Below are 26,855 nucleotides of genomic sequence, written 5' to 3'. Positions count from 1 at the left end.
AAGAGGGCGGCCGGTGCCGTGTTGGGTGGCCCCTGGCGCCCCGGGATGGCCGGGGTGGGGTGTCGCCAAAATATACCCTATTGCGTGCGGATACGGATCGGGTCGGACAGATTATATTGCGGGGTCGGCCGGCGCCGCCCCGCAGGGGCTCAGCGGCGAGCCAGGATGGCCTTCTCCATGCGGGCCAATGCCTCGACGAGGCGGGCCCGGGTGCAGCCGAAGTTGAGCCGCACGAACTGGCCGTCGCCAAACTGGGCACCCGGGGAGAGCCCCACCCCGGCCTGCTCGAAGAAGGCGATGGGATCGTCCAGCCCCAACGCGCTCACGTCGATCCAGGCGAGGTAGGTGGCCTGATGGCGCGCCAGCTTGATGCCGGGCCAGCGGGCGACCGCCTGCTCGATCAGCGCCAGGTTGGCGGCCAGGTAGTCGAGCTGCTCGCTGAGCCACTGTTCGCCCCCTTCATAGGCCGCCTCGGCGGCCACGAAGCCCAGCAGGTTGACGTCGGCACTGATGCCGCGCATCGCCTGCTGCAGCTTGAGGCGCAGACGGGCATTGGGCACCACCGCGAAGGCGCAGCAGAGCCCGGCGATGTTGAAGGTCTTGCTCGGGGCCATCATCACCGCCGAACGCTCGGCCGCCGCCGGGCTGATGGCGCCGTAGGGGATGTGACGGGCGTCCTTGTCCAGCAGCAGGTCGCAGTGAATTTCATCGGAGCAGATCACCAGGTTGTGGCGCTCGGCGATGGCGTCGATGGCCAGCAGCTCCTCGCGGGTGAAGACGGTGCCGCCCGGGTTTTGCGGGTTGCACAGCAGCAGCAGATCCGCCGCCGGCGCCTGGCGTTCCAGCTCCTCGATATCCAGCACCCAGCGGCCGGCCTCTTCCACCATGGGCACGGTGAGCAGCGGCCGGTCGTTGAAGCCCGGCGCCTGCAGGAAGGGGTAGTAGACCGGCTTGGGGGTGATGATGCCACGCCCGTGCTGGCTCCAGGCCTTGCAGGCCAGGTTAAGACCGGGCACCACGCCGGGCAGAAAGACGAGCCACTCGGGCTGGATGGTCCAGCCATAGCGGCTGGCCAGCCGCGTGATGATGAGTTCGATTAGCCGGGGAGAGGGGCGGGAGTAGCCGAAGATGCCGTGGGCGACCCGCGCAGTGAGGGCCTCGACGACGGCAGGGGGGGAGACGAAGTCGGTGTCGGCGACCCACATGGGCAGCACGTCCTGTCCCTTGTACTTGTCCCATTTCAGGCTCATGGTGCCGCTGCGATCTATTTCCCGGTCAAAATCAAACATGTGAAATCCTTATGCTGGCCAGTGGGCTTTCACTGTACGGGGTCGGCGACGGGGCCGCAAGCCTTGAGGTGGCTCTTGATAATGACATAAAATAAGCGGCGCCATTTCATGCACTTGCCGAATTTTGGCCAGTTTTCTTCCCTCCAATCAGTGGTAATTCTATGCGCTTGTTGACTGCTGCCCGCAACAGGACGGATCCCGTCTCTCTCTCTTTTCTGGCCGTGACCTTCATGACCGGGGTGGCGGTGGCGCTGCAGGTGCCCACCCTGAGCCTGTTCCTGGCCGAGGAGGTGCAGGTGCGCCCCTTCCTGGTGGGGCTCTTCTATACCGTCAACGCGGTGATCGGCATCCTCATCAGCCAGTGGCTCGGCCACCGCTCCGACAACAAGGGGGATCGCAAGCGGCTGATCCTGCGCTGCTGCTTCGCCGGCGTGGTGCTCTCCCTGCTGTTTGCCTGGAACCGGCAATACTGGCTGCTGGTGAGTCTGGGGGTGCTGCTGGCGAGCCTGGCCGCTACCGCCAGCCCCCAGCTGTTCGCGCTGGCGCGTGAATACGCCGACAGCCGCAACAAGCGGGCCGACATGTTCAGCTCGGTGCTGCGGGCCCAGTTCTCGCTGGCCTGGGTGATAGGGCCCCCCATCGCCTTCGCGCTGGCCATCGGCTACGGCTTCGAGGTGATGTACCTCGCCTCCGCAGTGGCCTATCTGCTCTGCGCCTTCGTGGTGTGGCGCTGGCTGCCCTCGCTGCCGCTGCCGGTGATGGACAGCGAGGTGGAACGGGTCAGCAGCTGGCGGGATCCGTCGGTGCGCGCGCTCTTTATCGCCTCCACCCTGATGTGGACCTGCAACAGCATGTACCTCATCAACATGCCGCTCTACATCACTCGCGAGCTGGGGCTGGAGGAGAAGCTGGCCGGGGTACTGATGGGCACGGCGGCGGCTCTCGAGATCCCCTTCATGCTGCTGGCGGGTCACTACACCCAGCGTTTTGGCAAGCGCCCCATGATGCTGCTGGCGGTGTTGGCCGGGGTGGGCTTCTACGTGGGGCTGGTGACCCTGTCAAGCCAGCATGCCCTCATTGCGCTGCAACTGCTCAACGCCATCTTCATCGGCATCGTCGCCGGTATCGGCATGTCCTACTTCCAGGATCTGATGCCGGGCCGCGCCGGGGTGGCGACCACCCTGTTCGCCAACAGCATCCGCACCGGCTCCATCATGGCGGGGGCGATAGCGGGGACTGTGGCGGAGATCTGGAGCTTTCACGGGGTCTTCATGGTGGCCATGGGGCTGGCGCTGCTGGCACTGGCTGCCTGCTGGCGGGTGCCGAACGTCTGAAGCCAAAGGGGTGGGCTTGCCCCGCCTCACTGCCTGATGGCGGCGGGTTAGCGGTCGCTGTCGTCCTGATATTCGTTGCGCAGGCAGCGCAGCAGCAGCTCGGTGGCCGGGCCCAGGGCGTCGGCCGACGGGGTCAGCAGATAGGTATAGAGGTGGCGCTCGTTGCCACCTGCCAGCTCCAGCGCCACCAGCTCGCCGCTCGCCAGCTCCTCCTGCACCAGGTGGCGGGGCAGCCAGGCATAGCCGAGGCCGAGCCTGAGCATGGCGATCACCTCGTGGTAGTGGGTCGCCTTCCAGCCGGTGTCGTCCGCATCGTTCCAGTCCACCGAGCGGTGAATGGGGGGGTGCAGGCTGATCTGGTTGTGGCCGGCCAGCGCCTCGGCGGCGATGGCGCCGCCCTGAGTGGCGAGCGGGTGATCGGCCGCGCAGAGCGGCAGCAGACACACCTCGTCCAGCGGCAGACCGGTGCGATCATGGGGCAGGTGCTCCGAGAGCATCAGATCCCCCACCTGCAGGGCGTTGAAGTGGCAGTGGATTCGCTCGTGCAGATTGACCCGGCAGCCCCGGCTGCGGGGGTAGAAGTGGGCCAGCGCCCGATAGAGCCGCTCGCGCGGCTGCATCACCGATACATAGAGGTTGATCTGCGGCTCCCACTGCCGCTCCAGGTTGTTGGCCAGGTTCTCCAGCTCTTCCACCTGCTGGCTGAGCTGACGGGCACGCTTGAGGAAGATCTCCCCCGCTGGCGTCAGCACCGCCTTGCGCCCTCTCACCTCCAGCAGGGCCACCCCCAGACTCTGCTGCAGCTTGGCTACCGCATGATTGAGGGAGGACTGGCTCTTGTTCAGCGCCTCGGCGGCCTGGGCGTAGCCGCCACAATCCACCACGGCCTGAAAGATCCGCCATTGCTCAAACGTGCTCTTGGGACGAAACATATCTCAACCTGATAAGGGACTGGATGGAACGGGCCTTGCCATATTCGCAATAGGGTGCCGACGGCACCCTATTGAATTTAACCCCATGCCGCGCAGGGTTGGGGTTATTTTGTTGATTTATTTGGGCTGGGCCACAAAGGTCTGGCCGGTTTTGCCCTTGCTGTCCACTCCCATCAGATAGAGATAGAGCGGCATCAGGTCGGCCGGAGTCTTGAGGGTCTGCGGATCTTCGGCCGGGAAGGCGCTGGCCCGCATCTTGGTGCGGGTGCCACCCGGGTTGAGGGTGTTGACCCGCACCGCGGTGTTTTCCAGTTCGTCCGCCAGCACTTCCATCATGCCTTCGATGGCGAACTTGGAGATGGCATAGGTGCCCCAGTAGGCGCGGCCCTTGCGGCCCACGCTGGAGGAGGTATAGACGATGGAGGCATCGCCGTGCTCCTTGGCAGTCTGGCGAATGAGCGGCAGCAGCGCCTGGGTCAGCAGGAATTCGGATTTGACGTTGACCTGCATCACCTCGTCCCACTCCTGCTCCTGGATGTGTTCGAACGGTGACAGGGTGCCGAGCAGGCCGGCGTTGAACAGCACGCCGTCGAGGCGGCCGAACTGCTGGGCGAAGGTCTCGGCCATGCCAAGGTAGTGGCTCTTGGTCGCCCCCTTCAGATCCACCGGCACGATGGCGGGCAGCGGGTGGCCGGCCGCTTCGATCTGGTCGTATACCGCCTCCAGCTTGGCGCTGGTGCGTCCGAGCAGGATCACGGTGGCGCCGTGGGCCGCATAGGTGAGCGCCGCTTCGCGGCCGATGCCGTCACCGGCACCCGTGACCAGAATGACCTTGTCCTTGAGCAGATCCTGGGGGGCCTGATAATCGAACATGACAACTCCTGTTAACAATTCGTGGCTGATGCGCCCGGCAATAGAGGGGCAAGTGTACTGATCCCGCACGGCGTTTGACCAGTATGAGATGGCAAAAATGTGAATAAATCAGAGGGGTTGTGATTGTCGATTGGCATTTATGACGGGTTGACGCAGAGTTTTTGCGCGCACCGGGCAAACTCCCTAGAATGTGAAAAAATCGTCCCCCCGGGGGCACACCAGTGGAGCATCAAGTGGCATTTTTGACCGAATACGGCCTGTTCCTGGCCAAGACCATTACCCTACTGCTCGCCATCGGCGCCGTCATCCTGATGGTGGTAAGCAGCCGTCAGCCCAAATCCCGCAAGGGGGAGCTGGTGGTCACCGATCTCTCCAGCGAGCTGGAGCAGGGGCGTCACCAGTTGCAGGCTGCATTGGCCGGCAAGACGGAGCGCAAGCAGCTGGAGAAGGCGCGCAAGGCCGAGCACAAGGCGCGAGCCAAGAGCGAAGATGCCCGCAGCCGGCTGTTCGTCATCGATTTTCACGGCAGCCTGGATGCCAGGGAGGTGGCCTCCCTGCGTGAAGAGGTGAGCGCCGTGATAGGGGTGGCCCAGCCGGGCGACGAGGTGCTGCTGCGGCTCGAATCCGGTGGCGGTGTGGTGCACGGTTACGGTCTGGCGGCCTCCCAGCTGCAGCGGCTGCGGGATCGTGACATCAAGCTGACCGTGGCCATCGACAAGGTGGCGGCAAGCGGCGGCTACATGATGGCCTGCGTGGCCGATCAGATCCTGGCGGCGCCGTTCGCCATCGTCGGCTCCATCGGGGTGATCGCCCAGTTGCCGAACTTCAACAAGCTGCTGAAAAAGCACGACATCGAATTCGAGATGCACACCGCCGGCCAGTACAAGCGCACCATCACCATGTTCGGCGAGAACGACGACCTGGGGCGCGAGAAGTTTCGCGAGGAGCTGGGCGCTATCCACGAGCGCTTCAAGGCATTCGTGGCCGAGCACAGACCCAACCTCGACATCGACAAGGTCACCACAGGCGAGCACTGGCTGGCGAGCCAGGCCAAGCAGCTCGGGCTGGTGGACAGCCTCTGCACCAGCGACGACTATCTGCTGGCCCAGGCCAGCCAGCACAAGGTGGTCGGCATTCGCTACAGCAAGCCCAAGAGCCTGACCCAGAAGCTCGGCCAGCAGGCTGCCGTGGCGCTGGAGTCCGGTCTGGGTCGCCTGTGGCAGCAGGGACCCTGGCGCTGAGGCACAGTGCAAGGGCGGAAAAAAAGAGCCGGGCACTTGCCCGGCTCTCTTTTTTATAGCGTAGGAGCGCCTTAGCGCTGGAACGGGTAGACGGAGCCCAGTTTCAGGATCTGGGTCAGCTCGTCCAGCGCGGTGCGGGACTCCATGACCAGGGCCGGGTCGCGCAGGTCGTCCAGCGCCAGGCTGTCGCGGTAGTGTTTCTCCACCCAGGCGTCCAGGCGGGCAAACTGGCCGTCGTTGATGAGGCAGGCCGGGTTGACTGCGGCGAGCTCGGTGTCGTTCATGGCGACCCGCAGCCGCAGACAGGCGGGGCCGCCGCCGTTTCTCATGCTCTGCTTCACGTCCATGTAGTGGACGTCCTTGATGGGGGTGCCCAGGGTTACCAGCTTGGCCAGATAGGCTGACACCGCCGGGTTGTCGCGGCACTCGGTGGGGGCGATGATGGCCATCTCGCCGGACGGCAAGGTCAGGATCTGGGTGTTGAACAGATAGGACTTCACCGCATCCTGCACCGACACCTCGGCAGTGGGCACCTCGATAAAGTGCAGCTCGCCGTCACCGAACTTGGTGCGCACCTCGGCCAGCGCCGAGGCGGTGTTGAGGAACGCCTGCTGGTGGAAGAACAGCACGTTCTGGTTGCCCACCGCGATCACGTCGTTGTGGAACACCCCCTGATCGATCACGTCCGGGTTCTGCTGGATGAAGACGGCGCTCTCGTCCCCCAGGCCGTGCAGGCGAGCGATGGCCTGGCTCGCTTCCAGGGTCTGGCGGGCCGGGTAGCGTTTGGGGGCGGGCTGGGAGACGTCGAAGGCGCTGCGGCCATAGACGAACAGCTCGACCCCGGACTCGCCATAGGCGCGGCACAGCCGGGTGTGGTTGGCGGCCCCCTCGTCACCGAAGTGGTCGTTCTCCGGCAGGTGCTGATGGTGATAGAAGTGGCGGTCGTTGTTGAACACGGCGCGCAGGATGCGGCCGGTCACCTCGGGCTCGAGGGAGCGGTGAAACTTGTTGGTCAGGTTGGCGGGGGTGAAGTGGATGCGGCCATCCTGGGTATCGGCACTGGGGGAGACGGTGGCGGCGTTGGCGGTCCACATGCTGGAGGCCGAGTAGCAGGCGGCCAGTACGGCGGGCGCCTGTTTGGCGGCCTGGGCCAGCACGCTTGCATCGTTGCCGGTGAAGCCGAGGCGACGCAGGGTGGCGAGATCCGGCCGTTCCTGCGGGGCCAGTACCCCCTGCACCATGCCGAGGTCGGTCAAGGCCTTCATCTTGCGCAGACCCTGCTTGGCGGCCTCCTTCGGATTAGACGCTTCCTTGGCATTGTTCTGGGAGGCGACGTTGCCATAGGACAAGCCGGCATAGTTGTGGGTCGGGCCGACCAGGCCGTCGAAGTTGACCTCGAAGTGCTTCATTGAGTACATCCTTTCGATTTTTATATGGGTAGCGGTTCCTTCCGCGCACAATGCTGCGGGATGCAGCCATTATAAGGAGATTTTGTCTTTTGTAACAAGCTGATAACGAAACTGGTTTGTTATGTTACAAGAGCGGTTGGTTATGTCGTTTCCAATATAAAAAGAGGGTGGATATAGCATAAAAATAAAAAAGCGGTTGCTTCCCGCGGCTCGGCTTCGCATTAATAAATAAAGAAGCAAGGTGGTTCGGGCTGCTGGGCAAATTTGCTCACAAGATTGCTTTTTCCCGTCAAATCTCTTATACAGCCCCACAAAACCGCACACCAACCCCGTCGGGTGCAATGAGGATAATAGTTACAGCATGGGCAAATCACTGGTCATAGTGGAGTCTCCGGCCAAGGCCAAGACCATCAACAAATATTTGGGCAAGGACTACGTGGTGAAATCCAGCGTTGGTCACGTGCGCGATCTGCCGACCAGCGGCAGCGCCAGCAACGAGCCCAAAAAACCTGTCATTCGCGGCATCAAGCTGAGCGAATCAGAAAAGGCTGCCAAGGAGCGCAATGCCCTGTTCTCACGGATGGGGATCAATCCGACCGCAGGCTGGCAGGCCAACTACCAGATTTTGCCCGGCAAGGAAAAAGTGGTCAGCGAGTTACAGAGTCTGGCCGAGAAGGCTGACACCATCTATCTCGCAACCGACTTGGATAGAGAGGGGGAAGCGATCGCCTGGCACTTGCGCGAGATCATCGGTGGCGACGACAGCCGCTACAAGCGCGTGGTGTTCAACGAGATCACCAAGACCGCCATCCAGGAGGCGTTCGCCCAGCCGTCTGAGCTGAACATTCACCGCGTCAATGCCCAGCAGGCCCGTCGTTTCCTCGACCGGGTGGTGGGCTACATGGTCTCCCCGCTGCTCTGGAAGAAGCTGGCCCGCGGCCTCTCCGCCGGCCGGGTACAGTCCGTCGCGGTGCGCCTCATCGTCGACAAAGAGCGTGAAATCAAGGCGTTCGTGCCGGTGGAGTTCTGGGATCTCAACGCCGACCTGCTGACCGGTGATAACGCCGATCTGCGGATGGAGGTGGTCAGTCGCAACGGCGCCGACTTCAAGCCGGTGACCCAGGCCGAGACCTTCGCCGCCGTGGCCGCCCTGGAAGGGGTCGACTACAAGGTGGTGAACCGGGAAGACAAGCCGACCGGCTCCAAACCATCCGCTCCCTTCATCACCTCCACCCTGCAGCAAGCGGCCTCCACCCGACTGAGCTTCGGGGTCAAGAAGACCATGATGATGGCCCAGCGCCTCTATGAAGCGGGTTACATCACCTATATGCGTACCGACTCAACCAACCTCAGCAAAGAGGCGGTCGAGGCGGTGCGGGAATACATCGGCGAGCAGTATGGCGCGGCCTACCTGCCGGCCGAACCGAACCTGTACGGTGCCAAGGCCAATGCCCAGGAGGCCCACGAGGCGATCCGCCCCTCCAGCGTGCTGGTGACGGCCGAGATGCTGGAAGGGATGGAGCCGGACGCCATGCGGCTCTATGACCTCATCTGGCGTCAGTTTGTCGCCTGTCAGATGACCCCGGCCCAGTACGACTCCTCCACCCTGACCGTCAAGGCGGGCGAGTTCGAGCTCAAGGCGCGCGGTCGCACCCTGCGCTTCGCCGGTTGGACCAAGGCGCTGCCGCCCATGGGCCGCAAGGGTGAAGACAGCCAGCTGCCGGCGGTGACCGTCGGTGAGGTGCTGAAACTGGTCAAGCTGGATCCTCGCCAGCACTTCACCAAGCCGCCCGCGCGCTTCACCGAAGCGGCGCTGGTGCGCGAGCTGGAGAAGCGCGGCATCGGCCGTCCGTCTACCTACGCCTCCATCATCTCCACCATCGTCGACCGTGGTTATGTGCGGGTCGAGAGCCGCCGTTTCTTCGCCGAGAAGATGGGTGAGATCGTCACCGACCGGCTGGTGGAGAACTTCGTCGAGCTGATGAACTACGAGTTCACCGCCAAGATGGAAGACAAGCTCGATGGCATCGCCGAGGGGAGCCTGGAGTGGAAGAAGGTGCTGGACGCCTTCTACGCCGAGTTCACCCAGGAGCTGGAAAAAGCGGATCTGCCGGTGGAAGAGGGGGGCATGCGTGCCAACCAGATGGTGCTGACCGACATCGACTGCCCGGATTGCGGCCGCAAGATGGGCATCCGTACCGCCACCACCGGGGTCTTCCTCGGCTGCTCCGGTTACGCATTGCCGCCCAAAGAGCGCTGCAAGAAGACCATCAACCTGGTCTCCGCCGACGAGTTCGTCTCTGCCACCGATGGTGACGAGGCCGAGACCGAGGCGTTGCGCGCCAAGCACCGCTGCGGCGTGTGCGGCACCGCCATGGATGCCTACATCATCGACGATAGCCGCAAGCTGCACGTCTGCGGCCGCAACCCGGATTGCGATGGCTACGAGATCGAGAAAGGCCAGTTCAAGCTCAAGGGCTACGAAGGGCCGAGCATCGAGTGTGATCGCTGTGGATCCGAGATGCAGCTCAAGAACGGCCGCTTCGGCAAGTACATGGGTTGCACCAACGACACCTGCAAGAACACCCGCAAGATCCTGAAAAACGGTGATATCGCGCCGCCGAAGGAAGACCCGGTGCCGCTGCCGGAGCTCAAGTGCACCCAGTCCGACGCCCACTTCGTGCTGCGTGACGGGGCCGCCGGTCTGTTCCTGGCTGCCAGTAACTTCCCCAAGTCGCGCGAGACTCGTGCGCCGCTGGTGGAAGAGCTCAAGCGCTTCAAGGAGCGCCTGTCGCCCAAGCACCAGTACCTGGCCGATGCCCCGGCGTCAGATCCTGACGGTAACGCCTCCATCGTGCGCTTCAGTCGCAAGACCAAGGAGCAGTACGTGATGACCGAGGTCAATGGCAAGGCGACCGGCTGGACGGCGCACTACGACAATGGCAAGTGGCAGGAGAGCCTGGCCAAGTCGAAGAAGGCGTGATTGCGCGCAGTTCACACTCTGATGAAAGAGGCCCCTCACAGGGGCCTTTTTGTGTTCGGATGGCGGTATACTGAAACCGCTGCAAGGATGGCAGCGCTGGACACGGAGGTTGTGATGGAGATTAACGAGATCCGGCCGGGAATGACCTGTCTGACCCGGGAAGGAACCGCCTATGTGCTGGAAGTAGACAAGCAGAGTCTGCTGGTGCTGCTGCAGCGGGAGTACGAAACCATCCCGGTGCAGGTGCGCAGTGACGAGATCCTGGCCCCCATCACCCGGTGAGGCGGGCCGCCATCGTCAAAAGGGCAGGAGAAACAGCAGCTCGGCGAGGTCGGGCTGCCACTGCCACTCCTTCATCCTGACCCGCCCGCCAATCACGGGCACCCCCTCTTCCTGCAGCAATCCCGCCTGTCTGTCAAAGCCTGCCGACCCCTTGGGCAGCGATATGGTGCCCGCCGCGCCCAGCACCCTGTGCCAGGGCAGTACCTTGTCGGTCTCTCTCAGCACCTTGCCCACCAGCCTGGCCCGGCCTGGCAGCCCCGCCAGATCCGCCACCTGGCCGTAGCTCACCACGCGACCGGCCGGGATCAGGGCGAGGATCGCCTCGATGCGGGCAACCTTGTTCAGCGGGGCTGGGGTCGATTCCGTTCTCATGAAGTTGACTCGTCAAAAACAACAGAAGCGCCATTGTGGCGCTTCTGTCGGGTGACTGGCAAATGTGTCAGCCGAAGGTCTGGCTGAGCCCCTTGAGCTGCCTGGCCCGCTCCAGCAGCTCCTGACTGGAGTCGTCGACCTCCTGCATCTTCTGGCTGTTGGCGTGGGAGTACTCGGAGATCTGGTGGATGCTGCGGCTGATATCCTCCACCACCGTCTGCTGCTGCTCGGCGGCGGCGGCGATCTGGGTGGAGAACTCGGTCACCAGCTCGATCTCCTGCAGCACGGTATGCAGGCTGCTGGAGCCCTGGCGAGTCATCTCGGCGCACTCGCGGGTCTGCTGCAGGTTCTCCTGCATCATCCCCTTCCAGCGACCCAGGGTGTGCTGGATCTGCTGGATGCTGCCCTGGATCTGCTCGGTCGCCTTGTGGGTGCGGGTCGACAGGGTGCGCACCTCGTCGGCCACCACCGCAAAACCGCGCCCCTGTTCGCCAGCCCGGGCCGCCTCGATGGCGGCGTTGAGCGCCAGCAGGTTGGTCTGGTCGGCGATACCCTGGATCTCTCCCATCACGCTGCCGATCCGCTCCGACTCGCTGGCGAGCTCCACCGCCGAGTTGAAGGCGAGCTCCGCCTGTCTGGCGAGCTGTTCGATGCGCTGCTCGGTCTGGGCCAGCTGCTTGTCCGTGTGCTGGCAGCGGCTGCGGGCCTCGCTCACCTGACCGTTGGAGTCCTGGATGTTGCGGGCAATCTCGTGGGCCGTGCTGGCCATCTGGGTCATGGCGGCGGCCATCTGCTGGGTCTGGGCATCCTGCTCGTTGATGTCAAGGCAGGCCTGATGGGAGGCCTGTTTCAGGTTGCTGGCCAGAGCCTGCAGCGGGTTGGTCGCATCGTTGACCCGGCCCAGCACGGTGCGGATGCGGGCCTGCAGCATCTTGATGTGAAAATCGGCAATGGCGCCGGGGCCGTCCCCTGAGTAGACCAGCCGGGTCAGGCTGTCGTATTCGCGGCCCAGCTGCTGCAGATAGAGTGGCAGGGCGATGATCTCGCGCCAGTAGGCACCGCCGATGAGCAGCAGGGGCAGCAGCATCAGCAGGGCGGTCATGGCTCCCTGGCTGGCGAAGGCCCAGCCCATCAGGCCGAGCAGCAGCAGGGCGATGGCCGGTGCGCGCACCCGGGCGAGGGAGGGGAGGCGGCTGCCGGTACCGCGCTCGGCCTTGAGCAGGGCCTGGTAGGCCTGGCCGGCGATGCGCTTGAGCTGGGGATCCGGCTTGCAGCGCACCGACTGGTAGCCGCTGATCCGGTTGCCCTCGTAGATGGGGGTCACATAGGCATCGACCCAGTAGTAGCGGCCATCCTTGCAGCGGTTCTTCACCATGCCGCGCCAGGGCTTGCCCTCCTTGAGGCGGGCCCAGAGATCGGCGAAGGCCGCCTTGGGCATGTCTGGGTGGCGCACCAGGTTGTGGTTGTGGCCGACCAGCTCGTCGACCGAGTAGCCGGCGATGCGGCAGAAGGCGGGGTTGGCGTAGGTGATCACCCCGCGCAGATCCGTGGTGGAGACCAGTTGTTCGTCGGCAGGAAACTCCACTTCGCTGTCCAGGGTATGGACGTCTCTGCGGGCCATAGGAATACGCTCCGATGTTCTTGTTGATAACTTTGTCGTTGTTATTGTGGCAGATCTGGAGATGGCCGCAGGCTCGCGCCAGCAGGCGGCAGACCGGCTTCATAGGGGGCTGAATTTTGCCAACAATGGCGGATGAATGGTAGGGGCAAGTTGATGTTTTGTTGGTTAATCGTAAAAAAAGGCGGCCATCAGGCCGCCAAGGAAAAAAGATAACACTACCTCTGTGGTACCCGGTAACGCACCTGGAGCTGGTCGAGGATCTGCAGCTGGCCCGGCAGACGGGCGGCGAAGTGCTCCCACCCCTTGCGGGCGGGAGCACTCCAGGCCACCTCGGCGGTCGCCAGCATGCGCGGGAACAACATATAGTCGAGACGATCGCGAGAGGTGATCAGTTCCGACCACAAGGGGCTCAGCACCCCCAGGATGTTATCGTTGGCATGGAAATCGGCTGGGGCCGGGTCACACGCGTAGACCTGCGCCAGATTGAGGGTGCCCGCCCAGTAGAGGCCGGGTTCCTGGATGTCCTGACTCCAGGCAAGGTCCAGATAGAGGTGCTGGGCCGGCGCCATCACCACCGGATAGCCCGCAGCGGCCGCGTCGAGCCCGGCCTGGAAGCTGGTCCAGGCGAAGATGGTGGCGTCCCGGCTCACCTTGTCGCCGTGCAGGATCTCCTCCCAGCCCAGCATCCGCTTGCCCTTGCCGGCCAGGTACTGCTGGCAATGGCGCAGCAGGTGGCCCTGCAGCTCGCGGCAATCCTGATAGCCCTGCTGCTTCATCAGCTGCTGGCAGGCGGGGCTGTCGGTCCAGACCCCGCTGGGCACCTCGTCCCCCCCCATGTGCACCAGTGGCCCCGGGAACAGCTCGCACACCTCGTCCATCACGGCTTCCAGGAATTGATAGGTGCCGGGCAGCGCCGGGTTGAGCACGTTGTCGTCAAAATATTGCACCGACAGGTAGCGGGAGCGGTCGGCCTCCTCCACCAGCAGCTCGGGCAGCGCCTTGATGGCGGCGTGGCAGTGACCGGGGATGTCAATTTCCGGAATGATAGTGATGCCGAGCCCGGCAGCATAGGCCACCAGCTCGCGCACCTCGCTCTGGGTGTAGTAACCGCCGTAGGGCTCCGGGCCGCCGCTCAGCTGGGGCCCGACGGCCAGGCCGTGGCCGCGCCAGGCGGCCAGCTCGGTCAGCTGGGGGAAGGCCTTGATCTCGAGGCGCCACCCCTCGTCATCGGTCAGGTGCCAGTGGAAGCGATTGAACTTGTAGAGGCTCATCAGCCTGAGCAGGCGCTTGAGGGTGGCGAGGGAGTGAAAGTGGCGGGCACAGTCCAGAAAGATGCCGCGAAAGCCAAAGCGCGGCGCGTCGCTGAGCTCGATGCAGGGCAGGCTCTCGCCGTGCTGCAGATACCACTGGGCCAGGCTGATGAGGCCATGACGCCAGCCCGCCTCGCCGCCGGCGGCAATCACTATCTCCTCCGGGGTGATGGTGAGCCGGTAGGCCTCCGGGCCCAGGCCGCTTTCAACCAGCCGGATCTCGGCGTCGTGATCCTGCGCCAGCGCGAGCCCGGTCAGTTCGTTGAAGTGGGCCAGCAGCGGGCCGAGCAGGGGACTCGGGCCGCTGACGTGGGCGCGCTCCGCCAGCCGGAAGTTGCCCTCCAGCAGCAACAAGCGATCCGGCTGGGGCACTATGCCGGCGAGGGGCTCCACCTCGGGCAGATCCGGCGCCGCAGTGGCGGATTGCACCAGACCCAGCTCCTCGCCGGTCAGCACCACCGGCATCAGCTGGGGGCCGCTGCTGGCCCGGGGAAGGCTCAGGAAGAAGCCGCGCGGCATGTCGGAGAGGCGCTTGATGGGGGTGCTGCGACAGCAGAAGCGCAGCTCGCTGGCCCCCGTTTGCGGGATCAAGACCTTGTAGCTGCCGCTCTGGCGCTCCAGCTCCCCTCCCTCTACCGAGCCGGGGTCGATGTGACGGGCCAGGCAGAAGTGGAGCTTCCAGGGGGCATCCGGCAGCTGGCTCAGGCTGAAACGAAACCAGACGTCGTCACCATCGCGTCGGTCGACCTGGGTGTGGATCAGGGGTGCGGACATGAAAACTCCTTCGGTTGCACGAGCAGTGGGCCGGCCGCCCTGGTGAAGGCGGCTGGCGATGGTTGAGGGGAGGGCGTGCCGGTGCTGGCCCGGTACGCCCGGTTCAGGAGTGCAGGCATGGCAGCGCCTCCGTTTTGGCAAACAGGATGGCCCCCTCCAGTGCGTCGGCACCGGGGCTGACCAGCTGCAGGTGCGCCAGACGGGGGGCGAGGCGCATGCCGATGCCGCCGAGCAGGGCAATCCGGTCGGCTCCCAGCTGGCGCATCCCTTCCAGCAGGGTGGCCAGCTGCTGGCAGGTCTCCTCCAGCAGCTGGCAGGCGAGCTCGTCGCCGTCGCTGGCGGCATCGAACACCCAGGGGGCGAAGCGGCCGTAGTCGGCGGGGATGGCGCGGGCGGCCCAGCGCACCACCTCGGCCTGATCCCGCTTGAAGTGATCGAGCAAGCGGATGGCCAGGGTGCTGGGGGGCAGGATGCCGTCGTGGCAGAGCAGGGATTGCTGGATGGCGCGCAGCCCCAGCCAGGCGCCGCTGCCGAGATCCGAGATGGGAAAACCGCGGCCGGAGCAGGTGTGCAGCTGGCCGTGGCGATAGATGAGCCCGGCCGAGCCGGTGCCGGCGATGAGGATGGCACCCTCTTCACCGCCAAAGGCGCCCAGGCAGGCGCCGAAGGCGTCGGAGGTGAGTCGCACGCTCGCAAAGGGGAAGGGCATGGTCAGCATGGCGTGATAGCAGTCGGCCAGCTCGGCGGAGGCGAGCGCCAGCCCGACCCCCATCCGTTGCTGGGCATCCACAGTCAGCCCTGCCTCGATACGGGCCTGCTCGATGGCGGCCAGCACGTTGCCGTGGGCGAGCGCGATGCCGAGCTCCAGATTGGAGCCGGCGGCGCGCCCCTCGCCGAGCAGCTTGCCGGCCCGATCCCGAATGCGGGCGCGGGTGTGGGTGCCGCCGCCATCGACCCCGACCCAGTACTCAATCATGTCGACCTCCATTTCCGTGCGCATTCTGCCAAGTGATGGCCAGAGCAAACCAGGCGGCGTGGGGTATCCACTGCTCGCCCCAGCGCCAGTTCTGATCCAGCCGATCCTTGTACGCCTCTGGAATGAATGCGACCTCCGCCTCGTCATCGAAGCCGGCGGTGATGCCGTTGCAGATCCCCCCCAGCGCGTTGGGATAACCGGCGGTGTAGGTGGGGTTGTTGCTGCCATGGCCCGCCAGCATGCAGGCGTTGAAGGGGTTTTTCCCCAGGATCCAGTCGAGCTGGTGCTGGCCGAAGGTGTGCAGCAAGCGGCTCTGGTGGGGCAGCTGGGCCGCGGCGGCAAACGCCATGGCCGCCAGCGAGGCGAGGCGAGCGTTCTCCCCCTGCCACCAGTAACCCGACTCGTTGTGATGGGGCATAAAGAAGCTGACGCGGGGCGCCTCGCCAACCCCTTTCACATACTGGCGGGCGAGGGCAAACGGGTTGCCGGGGCGGGCGCAGAGCGCCAGCTCGGCGGCCAGCGCCTGCTCGATCACCCGCTGCACCGCGCTCTTGCGCTCCCAGTCCGGCTCGATTTCCACGTATTCCAGCAGGGCCAGCACCGGCAGGCCCGCCTCGGCGGCGTGGTAGTAGGGGCGCGAGCCATCCTCGTTGGCCGCCCAATAGTGGCCGAGCTCCGGGTGAGGGTGCTGGCGGGCGCAGAGCTTGCCGGCCCGCACTCTGGCCTCTGCCAGCCACTCTGGGCCCAGGGTGCGGGTCAGCTCGACCGCCGCCAGCAGGGCGCAGTAGTCGTCGATGATGTTTTCGACCCCGTCATCCAGATAGGCCAGGTTGTGCTCACGCAGGTGCAGGTAGCCGCGTCTGGCCGCCTCGGCGTAGCGGCTGGCATCAAAGTCGCCGCTGATGCTTTCGCGGGCGGCGCGGGCCAGGGCGGCGATGGCCATGCCGCCCCCTTGACGGAAACCGGCCTGCCAGTTGGCGGACTTGAGCCCCTGCTGGGTGGCGTAGGCGCACAGCTCGCGCTGCTCGGGATCCTTGCTCCACTTGTCGAACAGGGTCATGTAGAAGAAGCCCGACTCATCCTGCATCCGGCAGAGAAAATCGGCGCCGTGCAGCGCCTCGTCATTGAGCCGCTTGCAGAGGTTGACCCCGTCGATGTCGCGGCGCGGGGCCAAGAGCTCCCGGCACTTGAGCAGGGCCCAGACCACCATGGGGGTCTGCTGGGGGTTGAGGTAGTTGGCGTAGGAGAGGTGGCTCAGGTATTTGCTCATGTCGCCGCTGGCATCGAACCAGCCGCCGTGCACGTCCCGGCGCAGGTCGGTGCCAAACAGACGGGCGCTGCGGTCGGCCCGATCGAAGGCGCCGCTGGCGCGCTGTCCCTTGAAGTAGTGGATGACGTCGGAGAGGCAGCGGCTGGCCAGCAGATCGGGGCCGATGACAAAGCGGGTAGAGCGGACAATGCCTTGGGCGGTGATCGCCTCCAGCCGATAGTGGCCGGGCTCTTGGAATGCCGAGAAGTCGGCGCGCCAGTAAGCGCGGCCCTGCCAGCCTGGGACGCTGCCGGCCGCTTGCAACGGGGTTTCAAACAGGATCTGGCCATCACCCTGGCGTTGCAGCCTGACATAGCCGCCGAGGTCATGGGCGGGGGTGGCTTGCAGCAGGGCGATCTTCTCCCCATCGCACGGGTAACCCACCTGATTGATCAAGAGTTCCATCGAGGTATTACTCCTGTGGTTCACCGACAGGCGGTGAGGCACATTACGGGGCCATGGCCGCCCCGTATCGAGGCATGGCCGGACAGCGCTGTCCGGCCGGTTCAAGGCTCACCCTCACTCGTAGAGGTAGCAGCGTACGAAGTGGTTGTCGGCGAGCTTGCTGACGGGGGGCAGGGTCTCCTTGCAGCGCGGCATCACCTGATTGCAGCGCCCGGCGAAGGGGCAACCGCAGGATTCCGGCGTCCAGAGCGGGATCTCCCCCTTGCGGCCGCCCTCCAGTTCGGCGTGGATGCTCTTCTCGGGGTCGGGCACCGCCGAGATGAGCAGCTGGGTGTAGGGGTGCTGGGGGTGGTGCAGGATCTCGTCCACCTCGCCCCACTCCACCATGTGCCCGACGTACATCACCGCCAGATCTTCGGCCACGTAGCGGGCGGTGGCGATGTCGTGGGTGATGTAGAGCATGGAGACGCCGAGTTCGTCCTTCATCTGCTCCATCAGGTTGAGGATGCCGATGCGAATGGAGACGTCGAGCATGGAGGTGGGCTCGTCCGCCAGCACCACTTCCGCCTCCACCGCCAGGTTGCGGGCGATGTTGACCCGCTGGCGCTGGCCGCCGGAGAGCTGGTGCGGGTACTTGGCCGCAGTCGCCTTGGCAGGGGTGAGCCCCACCTTCTCCAGCAGGCCATAGACCATGTCGGGGAGGTCACGCTTGTCGATCACCTTGCTGTGCAGCAGCAGGGGGCGGGCGATGTGGTGGTAAATGGTGTGGGTCGGGTTCAGCGAACCGAACGGATCTTGCCACACCATCTGCACGCTCTGACGGTAGTCGAGCAGGGCAGTGCCCTTGTTGAACTCCTCCAGGTCGCGGCCGCGATAGAGGATGCGACCACCGGAGAGCTTGTACATCTTGGCGATGATCTTGGCGATGGTGCTCTTGCCGGAGCCGGACTCCCCCACCACCGCCAGGGCGCGGCCCCGGTGCAGGTTGAAGGTGATGTCGGACAGCGCCCGCATCTTGCCGCTCTTGATGGCGTTGGAGTTGACGGGGAAGTCCTTGTAGAGGTGCTGGACTTCGATGATGGGGGCGTCGGTTTTGGCGATTTGCATGACAGACATCCTTAACAGCCAGCGGCCTTGTCCAGATAGATCAGGGGATCTTGTTGCTCATCCTGCGCCTCATAGAGGTGACAGGCGGTTTGTTGGCCGGGGCGGATCTCGGCCAGCCGGGTGTACTCCTGACGGCAGCGCTCGTGCACCCTGGCGCAGCGGGCCTGAAAGCGGCAGCCGACCGGTACTTCCAGCAGGTTGAGCGGCGTGCCCGGGATCCCCTCCAGCACCTTCTTCGGCCCGTGCAGGGGCGGGAAGGAGTTGCCGAGCCCCCTGGTATAGGGGTGCAGCGGCGCGGTCAGGATCGCCTTGGCCGGCGCCACCTCCACCAGTTCACCGGCGTACATGATGCCGATGCGATCGCAGAACTCGACCATCAGCGAGAGGTCGTGGGTGATGAAGAGGATGGAGAAGTTGAACTTCTCTTTGAGTGCATAGACCTTCTGCAGGATCTCCCGCTGCACCACCACGTCGAGTGCCGTGGTCGGCTCGTCCATGATCAGGAGCTCGGGATTGAGCGCCATGGCGATGGCGATCACCAGTCGTTGGCGCATGCCGCCGGAGAACTGGTGCGGGTAGTCCTTGAGCCGGCTCGGGTGGATGTCGACGATGGCGAGCAGCTCCTGGGCGCGCTTGATCGCCTCATAGCGGGTGAGCCCCGGGTTGTGGGCCAGCAGCACATCGCAGAACTGCTCCTCCATGCGCAGCACGGGGTTCAGCGCGTTCATGGCGGACTGGAACACCACCGACACCTGCTGCCAGCGGTAGCTGCGCAGCCGCTCATCGCCGTAGTGGAGGATGTTCTCCCCCTTGAACAGGATCTCGCCGCCGCTGATGTAGGCGGGCGGCTTGTGCAGCCGCGCCACCGAGAAGGCGAAGGTGGACTTGCCGCAGCCCGACTCGCCGGCCAGGCCGAACACTTCACCGGGGGCGATGTCGAAGCTGACCGAGTTGACGGCGCGCACGTCGCCGTTCTCGGTGATGTAGTCGACGCAGAGGTTGCGTACCGACAGCAGGGGTTGTTGCGATCTCATGCTGTCTTCTCCTGTACGGCCGGCACCGGCGTGGTGACGGGGGCGGCGAGTTTCTTCCAGCGATTGAGCCCCTTGTGGGAGCGCAGCTGCGGGTTGGCGATTTCGTCGATGGCAAAGTTGAGCAGGGCCAGGCCGGCACCGAGCGTTGCGATGGCGAAGCAGGGGGCCAGGATCTCCCACCAGGCGCCGACCAGGATGGCGCTGGAGGTCTGGGCGTTGTAGAGCATGATGCCCCAGCTCACCACAGTGGGGTCGCCGAGGCCCAGGAACTCCAGGGTCGCCTCGGTGACGATGGCGTAGATGATGGAGCCGATGAAGCTCACGCCGATGATGGAGATGAGGTTCGGCAATATCTCCACCAGGATGATGCGCCAGGCCGGCTCCCCCAGCACCTCGGCGGCGATGACGAACTCTTTCTCGCGCAGGGCCAGGGTCTGGGCGCGGATGACCCGCGCGCCATAGGCCCAGGAGGTAAAGCCTATGATGAGGGCGATGACCGCCGGTGACGCCTCCCCGATGAAGCTGGCCAGCACCAGCAATAGAGGGAGGTTGGGGATCACCAGCACCACGTTCATCAGGAAGGTGAGGCACTCGTCCACCAGGCCGCCGAAGTAGCCGGCGGTGATGCCGATGGCGACGGCGAGGGCGCACACCAGCAGGCCCGCGCTGAAGCCCACCATCAGGGAGATGCGGGCGCCGTTGGTGAACTGGGCCCAGATGTCGTGGCCCATGCGGGTGGTGCCCATCACGAACTCGGTGCTGGGGGGCTGGTGGGGACGGGCCACCCGCTTGGTCGGTTCGTTGCCGGCCAGAATGGGGGCGAACAGGGCCATCAGCACGAAGCTGACCACGATGAAGAGGCCGCAGGCGGCCTTCTTGTTGCCCAGCAGGATTTTCAGAATAGTCGGCATGCGCATCTTATTTGCCTCCGGTACGCAGACGGGGATCCAGGAAGACGTAGAGCACGTCGGCCAGGAAGTTGAAGCTGAGCATGGTGATGGTCATGATGAGCAGCTGCCCCTGAATGAGCGGGTAGTCGCGGGCCAGAATGCCCTGATAGAGGGTCAGGCCCAGGCCGGGATAGTTGAAGATCACCTCGGTGATGAGGGATCCGCCGATGACGAAACCGAGCGCCATGGAGAGGGCGGTGACGCTCGGCAGGATGGCGTTGCGGGCGCCGTAGTTGAAGATCACCCGGTTGCTGGAGAGCCCCTTGGCCTTGGCCATAGTGATGTAGTCCTCGCCCAGCAGGTTGATCATGTTGTTGCGCATGGTGATGAGGAAGCCCCCAACCTGCACCATGGCCAGGGTGCCCACCGGCATGATGGCGTGGGTCAGGATGCTCTTGATGTGCTCCCAGCCCCAGTCGGGGGTGATCTCCGGGCTGTAGGCGTAGCCGATGGGCAGCCACTCCAGACTCACCCCGAACAGGAAGAGCGCCAGCAGCGAGATGACCACCGGCGGAATGGCCTGCATCACCAGGGTGAGCGGGGAGAGGATGCTGTCGAGGCGACCGCCCCGGTGCCAGGCGGCGAAGATGCCGACGATGGAACCGATGGAGAAGCTCAGGATGGTGGAGGTGCCCACCAGAAACAGGGTCCAGCCGATGGCGCGGCCGAGTACGTCGGCGACCGGTTGGGGGTAGTAGCGCACCGAGGTGCCGAGATCCCAGGTGAAGACGCTCTTCACATAGGTGAGAAACTGGGTGCCGATGGGGCCGTCCACGAAACCGAAGGTGGCCTTGAGGGCCTCCAGCGCGGCGGGTTCCATCATGGCGCCGGCCCGGGCAAACATGACGGAGACGGGGTCCCCCGGCATGGCTCTGGGCAGCAGGAAGTTGATGGTGGCGGCCACCAGAAAGGCGACCAGATAGAAGGAGAAGCGTCTCAGTATGAATCCCATGATGATACCTTTTACTGCTGGTCCGCCCCGCGCCGGGCATAGTTACCCCAACCCCGGCAGAGCCGGGAAAAGGGGGATGGGCGGGGAAGAGGGCCCCCCGCAGGGGGCCGGGATTGATTAGCTGTTCGGCTTGAGTGACAACACGTGCAGCAGACGCTCCGGGGTGTCCGGGTGAACCTGCGGCTTGGCGACCGGGTTGTCGGCACTGAACCAGCCGTGGAAACGCTTGGTGCTGTATTCGTACCAGGTCGGGTTGTTGAATACCGGGATGATGGTCTGGTTGGCACCGACCCTGTCCTGGATCTCGAACATGATCTCCTTCTGCTTGGCGGCATCGGCGGTCTGGGTAAAGTCGTCGATCAGCTTGTCCAGCGCCGGATCCTTGTAGCGGGGCGCCGCGAAGCGGTTGCCGCGCTCACCCATGTTGCGGGAGTGGAAGGCGGTCTCGAAGTACTTGTGCGGGTTGGCACCGGCAAAGTAACCCTGCAGGGCGACGTCGAAGTCACCGGTGATCAGGTTTTCGGTCCAGACGGTGGCTTCCGGGGTGGCGGTCTTGGCGTTCAGGCCCAGTGCCTGCAGCCCTTCCACGCCGATCTGGGCGGTGTTGACCCAGTCGGTCCAGCCGTTCGGTACCAGCACCTTGAACTCGATCTTCTGGCAGGTGGGGGTGTCGAGGAACTTGTCGCCGTCACAATCCTTGTAGCCGGCCTGTTTCAGCAGGGCCTTGGCCCCTTCCAGATCGAACTTGTTGTACTTGCCGTACTTCTTGTCCACTTCCGGGTTGTTCCAGGAGTCGAATGCCTTGCCCAGACCTGACGGGTACTCGTTGACGGTCGGGTAGCCGTAGCCCGCGATGTCCACCATGGACTGGCGGTCCATGGCCATGGAGAAGGCGCGGCGGAAGTTGACGTCGTTGAAGGCTTCGTGGTTGCCCGGTTTCTTGGCCTGGAAGTTGACGTTGAACGCCACCGTGCCGGAGGCCGGGAACCAGTACTTGTTGTTCTTCGGATCGTTGCCGACGTAGAGGCGCTCGATGTCCGGCACGAAGGAGCCGAACCAGTCCACATCACCCTTCATCACAGCGGCCAGCACCTGGTCGTTGGTGGCCATCTGCGGCATGCGCAGGCAGTCGATGGAGAGGTTGGCGTTGTCCCAGTAGTGCGGGTTGCGGCACTGGGTGTAGAGCTGGGCGGAGAAGTTGTCCACTTCGGTGAAGGGACCGGTGCCGACCGGCTTGTCGTTGGTGAAGGCGACCGGGTCTTTCACCGATTTCCACTGATGCTCCGGCACGATGGGCACCAGCACCAGGTCGTTCACCACGTTGGTGTTGACGTCGGTCAGGTCGAACTTGATCTTGTTGGGAGCCAGCTTCTCGACGCTCTTGATCTGGGTCCAGATTGAGCGCTCGTCCAGCGCCTTGTTGGCCTTGACCAGGTTGAAGGAGAAGAGGACGTCATCGGCGGTAAAGGGCTGACCGTCCGACCACTTCACCCCGTCACGCAGATCGAAGGTGACGGACTTGAGGTCCTTGCTGAACTCGAAGTGGGTGGCCAGACGATAGACGGGCTTGCCGCCCTGCATATCGTTGAAGATCACCAGAGGTTCATAGATGAAGTGACGGGTGGTGTGCAGCAGGCCCGCCTGCAGGAAGGGGTTGAAGTTCTTGACCCACGCGGTTTCCTGTTGTGCGACCAGGGTCAGTACCGTCTTGTTGTCCGCCGCCATGGCGTTGCCGGCAGCGCCGGCAAGCATCATGGTGCCCAGCATTACAGCAGTTGAGATTTTGGATACTTTGGCAAGCATATTATTTCCTTTCTTATTTATATTCCTTGTTTGGATTTGAGCACCGACATCGCATGCTGGGGAGGTCGGCCCTCAATGTTGGTCAGGTTTTTCACCCTTGTAGTTGTGTCATCCAACGTCCCTAGCAAAGCAGAGTTAACAGGAAAACAACAACTGTTCAGATCGTCGATATCGTAAAAATCGGCGCCATCACGTCAATTTCGTCAAAATGGCTTTTAACTCGATTTAAATCATGAGGTTATGTTAATTGCTCTGACGTAATAAGTCCCCGTCAATCTGCCCCTCATGACAATTGTGTGAATTGGATCGGCTCTCGTTTTGACGTGGTGAGCGGGCTTAATTTTGCACAAAAAAAAACCGCCCCGCCAAGTGTGAGCCAGGGCCCAGATTGGAGATGGGGAGGGGATGCGCTAGCTCTTGCGGGTGGCGAGCTGGCGCAGGGTCTGGGCGCTGTGGTGCAGCTGCTGGCGCTGGGCCTCGTTGAGCGGGCCGTGGCTGAGCACGTATTCGGCAGTGGCGACCACCGTCTTCCAGCGCGGCGCCTTGGGCAGGGTGTCCAGGCTCAGGTACTTGTCGAGGGTGCGGGTCTGCGGGCTGGAGCGGTCCATGTAGACCCGCCACAGCTTGCTCTTCTCGGCCAGCACTATCTTGCCCTTGCCGGTGCTCTGCTGCCAGGCATCCAGGGTGAGCCGCATGGTGTCCACCAGGGCGCGGCGCAATGGCTCGTCATCCTGCTGGCGGATGAGATCGTCGGCGAGCGAGCGGAACTCCCCGCCCAGCCGGCTCAGCTCGCCCAGCAGCTGGCCATCCTCGATGATGGCCTGGCGCGACAGGCTCTTGAGGGCATTCTCCAGCGCCATCACCCGGTTTTCGTCGGGCCGCGACTCTGTGCTGAGGGCCAGCGCGTAGGCGGCCTGCCCCCCCAGACTGATGGGCAGGGCGCGGGCGTTGAGCTCGTCCCGCTGGCCCGCCACCAGAAACGCCAGCGACTGCTCCTGGCCGGCCTGCAGCCCGGGCCACTGGCTGGCCAGCGGGCTGGCCAGCCAGTCGTCCAGCGGCTGCCCCTCCATGGCTTCCGGCTCCTGGCCCAGCAGGCGGGCCAGCACCCGGGAGGCGAACAGCACTGTGCCCTGATCATCGATGAACACCATGGGATCGGCCCCCTCGCCGAGCAGGGCCAGCAGCCGCTGCTGATCCTGATGCAACTGCTCCTGCAGCACCAGCCGGTGCTCTATCTCCTGCTTGAGCAAGCGGTTCTCCACCAGAGAGGCGCGCCCGGCGCTCGCCTCCAGCAGGGCCCTGACCCGGGCGAACAGCTCCTCCTTGCAGAAGGGTTTCACCAGATAGTCGTTGGCGCCGGCGTTGAAACCCTCCTCGACATCCTTGGGCTGGTTGAGGGCGGTGAGCAGCAGCACCGGCAGCTTCTCCTTGGGATGCTGTTCCCGCAGCCGGCGGCAGACGTCGAAGCCGGAGAGGGTGGGCATCATGACGTCCAGCAGGATGAGGTCGACTGGCTCCTGGGCCAGCTTGGTCAGCGCGTCGTGGCCGTCGCTGCTGGGCAGGATGCGATAACCACAGGGCTGCAGCAGGTGGCGCAGTATGTGCAAATTGATGGGCTCGTCGTCCACCACCAGGATGAGGGGCGCATCCTCGGGGGGCGGGGGGAGGTCATCGCTCTCCCACTCCGGCAGGGCGAGCGGCTGCTGGCGCACCAGCTGATGCTCGATCTGGCGGCTGTCGAGGGTCAGGCTGCCCGCCTTGCCGCTGGCGAGCGGCAGGGTGAAGGCGAAGGTGGAGCCGACGCTCGGCTCGCTCTCCACGAACAGCTCGCCCCCCATCAGGTGCACCAGCTGGCGGGTGATGGAGAGGCCGAGACCGGCCCCCTGCTTGCTCACCTCAGGGCTCATCTGCACCAGCGGCTCGAAGATGTGCTCCAGGTGATCCCTGGCGATGCCGATGCCGGTGTCGGTCACCCGGATGTGCAGGAAGTTGCCCTCCACCAGGGCGCTCAGCACCACCTTGCCCTGTGGCGTGTACTTGATGGCGTTGCCCACCAGGTTGTAGAGCACCTGTTCGAGCCGCTGCTCGTCCGCCAGCACAGGCGGCAGCTCGGCCGGGGTTTTGTCCACCAGGGTGAGCGGTTTGGCCTGCACCAGGTGCTGGCAAAGATCCAGCACCAGCCGGATGACCCCCTTGGAGGAGACTGGCTGGGGGTGGATCTCCAGCTGGCCGTAGCGCATCTGGTGGTAGTCGAGCAGATCGTCCACCAGCCGCGCCAGGCCGTCGGCACTCTTGATGATGAGCCCGAGCTGTTTCTGCTGCCCTTCGGTCAAGTCCTGCTGGCTGGCGAGCATGGACTCGGCCATCCCCTTGATGCCGTGGATGGGGGTGCGCAGCTCGTGGGAGGTGTTGGCCAGCAGTTCATCCTTGAGCTTGTCAGCCTGCTGCAGGCTGAGGTTCTGCTTGTGGGTCAGCTTGACCTGCTGCTGCAGCTCCTGGGTCTGGCGCTCGATGAGCTCGATCTTGTCCTTCACCGAGCGCTGCATGTGGCGAAACGCCTGGGCGAGCCGGTCGATGTCGTCATCGGTGCGAGCGATGGCGATGGGGTGATCCAGGGCGCCGTCGGCCACCTGCTCGGCGGCGGCGGTGAGAGAGCGCAGCGGCGCCGTGATGGAGTGGGAGAGCCAGCGGGAGAAGAGGATCAGCAGCAGCAATGAGCCGGCCCCCAGCAGGATCACCAGGGTCTCCAGCTGGCGGATGGGGCGATAGGCCTCGCTGGTGGAGATCTCGGCGATGAAGGCCCACTCGGTGTCGAACACCTTCACCTGGGTGTAGGCGGCCAGCACCTCGTCCTCGTGGTAGGAGCGAAACAGCCCGACCCCCTGCTCGCCGGAGAGCGCCTTGACCACCAGCGGGGTCTGCAGCGGCCGGAAGTTGGGGCTGAAGCTGTTCTCCACGCTGAATTCGGGAGCCAGCCAGGCGTTGGCGCGCATCCGCTTGTCCGGGCCGATGAGAATGGTCTCGCCGGTTGCACCGAGCCCCTCCCGCTCCGCCATGATCTGGTTGAGCTTGTCCGGCAGCAGCTCGAAGATCACCACGCCGCGCACATAGTCGTACTGCATCACGGGGGCGGCCATGTAGGCGACCACCTGACCGGTCAGCTCGTTGCGGCCAAAATCGGTGAACTCGAAGATCTGTTGCGGCTTCTGGCCGCCGTCGAGGCGCCGTTTGATCTTGGCGAAGGTCTGGCCCAGACCACTCGATTGGTAGGGGCCGGAGAGCAGGTTGGTGGCGAAGTTGGCACGCTTGGTGACCGAATAGACCACGTCGCCGTTGAGATCGATCAGGAAGATGTCGCTGTAGTTGGACTTGCGCACCATGTCGGCGTAGCCGCGGTGAAAGCGCTGATGCACCCGGCCATACATCTCGTCCGCCAGGATCAGGGCACTGATGGAGGGTTCGATGTCGGGGGTGTTGTCGGGCTTTTGCAACTGATCCCAGGAGCCCGGCACATAGCGGGCCTGGGCGCGGGCGCGGGCCTCCTGCGGCGTGGTGCCGAGTTTCTCGAAGGCGCCGGTGAAGCCGTAGAAGCGACCGATACTGTTGCCGGCAAAATCCTGCTGGGAAAAGTTGATGATCTGCTGTTTGAGGTTGCCGAAGTAATCTTCCAGCTGGCTCTTCTTGATGTTGCGAACGGAAACCAGATGGTTGGAGGTCTGGGTGGTGAGATCCTTGCCGTGGCTATAGAGGAAAAACAGGGTGACAACCAGGAAGGGCACCATGGCCAGCATAAAAAATGCCAGCATCAGCTGCGGCCTGAGTCCACGAGGCTTGAAGATCCATTTCATCGGGAGATTTTCAATTGAGAATCCGGTTACTAACCGCCGCAAGTCTCTGAT

Annotated in this window: 19 protein-coding genes; 4 read left to right on the top strand and 15 right to left on the bottom strand. The window is 64.2% G+C overall.

From position 1 onward, the window contains the following. Positions 1 to 149 precede the first annotated feature (149 nt). Positions 150 to 1,289 carry a MalY/PatB family protein gene (locus ACB033_RS06510; protein WP_010633253.1) on the bottom strand — a complete coding sequence of 380 codons (1,140 nt, stop codon included), beginning with the start codon at positions 1,287 to 1,289 and terminating at the stop codon, positions 150 to 152. Positions 1,290 to 1,450: 161 nt separating this feature from the next. On the opposite strand from ACB033_RS06510, the gene ACB033_RS06505 reads away from it, so the two are divergent. After that, the gene (locus ACB033_RS06505; RefSeq protein ID WP_005303290.1) at positions 1,451 to 2,623 is read left to right on the top strand and encodes an MFS transporter; all 1,173 of its coding nucleotides are present in this window, start codon (positions 1,451 to 1,453) and stop codon (positions 2,621 to 2,623) included. Positions 2,624 to 2,670: 47 nt separating this feature from the next. Here the strand turns inward: ACB033_RS06505 and ACB033_RS06500 are convergent, their stop codons facing one another. Together ACB033_RS06500 and ACB033_RS06495 are read right to left on the bottom strand one after the other, a co-directional pair. Beyond that, entirely contained in the window at positions 2,671 to 3,555 is an 885-nt protein-coding gene (locus tag ACB033_RS06500) for a LysR family transcriptional regulator (protein WP_025201333.1), read from the bottom strand. Positions 3,556 to 3,672: 117 nt separating this feature from the next. After that, complete coding sequence (locus ACB033_RS06495) at positions 3,673 to 4,428, bottom strand: YciK family oxidoreductase (protein ID WP_017778446.1); 756 nt, start codon at positions 4,426 to 4,428, stop codon at positions 3,673 to 3,675. A gap of 233 nt (positions 4,429 to 4,661) precedes the next feature. Here ACB033_RS06495 and sohB point away from each other — a divergent pair, with 233 nt between their 5' ends. After that, entirely contained in the window at positions 4,662 to 5,669 is a 1,008-nt protein-coding gene (sohB, locus tag ACB033_RS06490) for a protease SohB (RefSeq protein ID WP_139725495.1), read from the top strand. A gap of 71 nt (positions 5,670 to 5,740) precedes the next feature. On the opposite strand, the gene astB is transcribed toward sohB, so the two are convergent. Further along, positions 5,741 to 7,078, bottom strand: coding sequence for an N-succinylarginine dihydrolase (gene astB, locus ACB033_RS06485; protein ID WP_139725494.1), 1,338 nt, complete (start codon positions 7,076 to 7,078; stop codon positions 5,741 to 5,743). A gap of 361 nt (positions 7,079 to 7,439) precedes the next feature. Between astB and topA the strand changes: the two genes are divergently transcribed. Beyond that, positions 7,440 to 10,061, top strand: a complete 2,622-nt coding sequence (gene topA / locus ACB033_RS06480; RefSeq protein ID WP_005303279.1) for a type I DNA topoisomerase — start codon at positions 7,440 to 7,442, stop codon at positions 10,059 to 10,061. 114 nt (positions 10,062 to 10,175) lie between these two features. Continuing rightward, positions 10,176 to 10,343 carry a hypothetical protein gene (locus tag ACB033_RS06475; RefSeq protein WP_005303277.1) on the top strand — a complete coding sequence of 56 codons (168 nt, stop codon included), beginning with the start codon at positions 10,176 to 10,178 and terminating at the stop codon, positions 10,341 to 10,343. A gap of 15 nt (positions 10,344 to 10,358) precedes the next feature. On the opposite strand, the gene ACB033_RS06470 is transcribed toward ACB033_RS06475, so the two are convergent. The 11 genes from ACB033_RS06470 to ACB033_RS06420 form a co-directional block, all read right to left on the bottom strand. After that, on the bottom strand, positions 10,359 to 10,715 hold the full coding sequence (locus ACB033_RS06470) for an MGMT family protein (RefSeq protein ID WP_005303274.1): 357 nt from the start codon (positions 10,713 to 10,715) through the stop codon (positions 10,359 to 10,361). 67 nt (positions 10,716 to 10,782) lie between these two features. Then, positions 10,783 to 12,336, bottom strand: a complete 1,554-nt coding sequence (locus ACB033_RS06465) for a PAS domain-containing methyl-accepting chemotaxis protein (RefSeq protein ID WP_139725492.1) — start codon at positions 12,334 to 12,336, stop codon at positions 10,783 to 10,785. Between the two features lie 215 nt (positions 12,337 to 12,551). Then, positions 12,552 to 14,420, bottom strand: coding sequence for a beta-N-acetylhexosaminidase (locus tag ACB033_RS06460; protein ID WP_139725491.1), 1,869 nt, complete (start codon positions 14,418 to 14,420; stop codon positions 12,552 to 12,554). A gap of 103 nt (positions 14,421 to 14,523) precedes the next feature. Then, positions 14,524 to 15,396, bottom strand: coding sequence for a BadF/BadG/BcrA/BcrD ATPase family protein (locus tag ACB033_RS06455; protein WP_139725490.1), 873 nt, complete (start codon positions 15,394 to 15,396; stop codon positions 14,524 to 14,526). Then, the gene (locus ACB033_RS06450; protein ID WP_371140415.1) at positions 15,389 to 17,110 is read right to left on the bottom strand and encodes a glycoside hydrolase family 9 protein; all 1,722 of its coding nucleotides are present in this window, start codon (positions 17,108 to 17,110) and stop codon (positions 15,389 to 15,391) included. The genes ACB033_RS06455 and ACB033_RS06450 overlap by 8 nt, the downstream gene beginning before the upstream one ends. Positions 17,111 to 17,224: 114 nt before the next feature. Then, a complete protein-coding gene (locus ACB033_RS06445; RefSeq protein ID WP_005303263.1) occupies positions 17,225 to 18,217 on the bottom strand; it encodes an ABC transporter ATP-binding protein in 993 nt (330 codons plus the stop codon). Between the two features lie 11 nt (positions 18,218 to 18,228). Further along, positions 18,229 to 19,251: an ABC transporter ATP-binding protein gene (locus ACB033_RS06440; protein ID WP_139726304.1), complete on the bottom strand. Its 1,023-nt coding sequence runs from the start codon at positions 19,249 to 19,251 to the stop codon at positions 18,229 to 18,231. Next, entirely contained in the window at positions 19,248 to 20,168 is a 921-nt protein-coding gene (locus ACB033_RS06435; RefSeq protein ID WP_017778439.1) for an ABC transporter permease, read from the bottom strand. Before ACB033_RS06435 ends, ACB033_RS06440 begins: the two co-directional genes overlap by 4 nt. Position 20,169: 1 nt before the next feature. After that, on the bottom strand, positions 20,170 to 21,153 hold the full coding sequence (locus ACB033_RS06430; RefSeq protein WP_005303257.1) for an ABC transporter permease: 984 nt from the start codon (positions 21,151 to 21,153) through the stop codon (positions 20,170 to 20,172). Positions 21,154 to 21,270: 117 nt separating this feature from the next. Next, positions 21,271 to 22,956 (bottom strand): ABC transporter substrate-binding protein, encoded by a 1,686-nt coding sequence (locus ACB033_RS06425; protein ID WP_005303255.1) that lies wholly within the window; start codon positions 22,954 to 22,956, stop codon positions 21,271 to 21,273. A gap of 410 nt (positions 22,957 to 23,366) precedes the next feature. Further along, on the bottom strand, positions 23,367 to 26,804 hold the full coding sequence (locus tag ACB033_RS06420) for an ATP-binding protein (protein ID WP_162519977.1): 3,438 nt from the start codon (positions 26,802 to 26,804) through the stop codon (positions 23,367 to 23,369). Positions 26,805 to 26,855: the final 51 nt, after the last annotated feature.

Origin of the sequence: Aeromonas sp. S15(2024) (assembly GCF_041402265.1) — a bacterium.
Classification (GTDB): Bacteria; Pseudomonadota; Gammaproteobacteria; order Enterobacterales; family Aeromonadaceae; genus Aeromonas; species Aeromonas dhakensis.
This window is presented reverse-complemented; position numbering and strand designations above follow the sequence as displayed.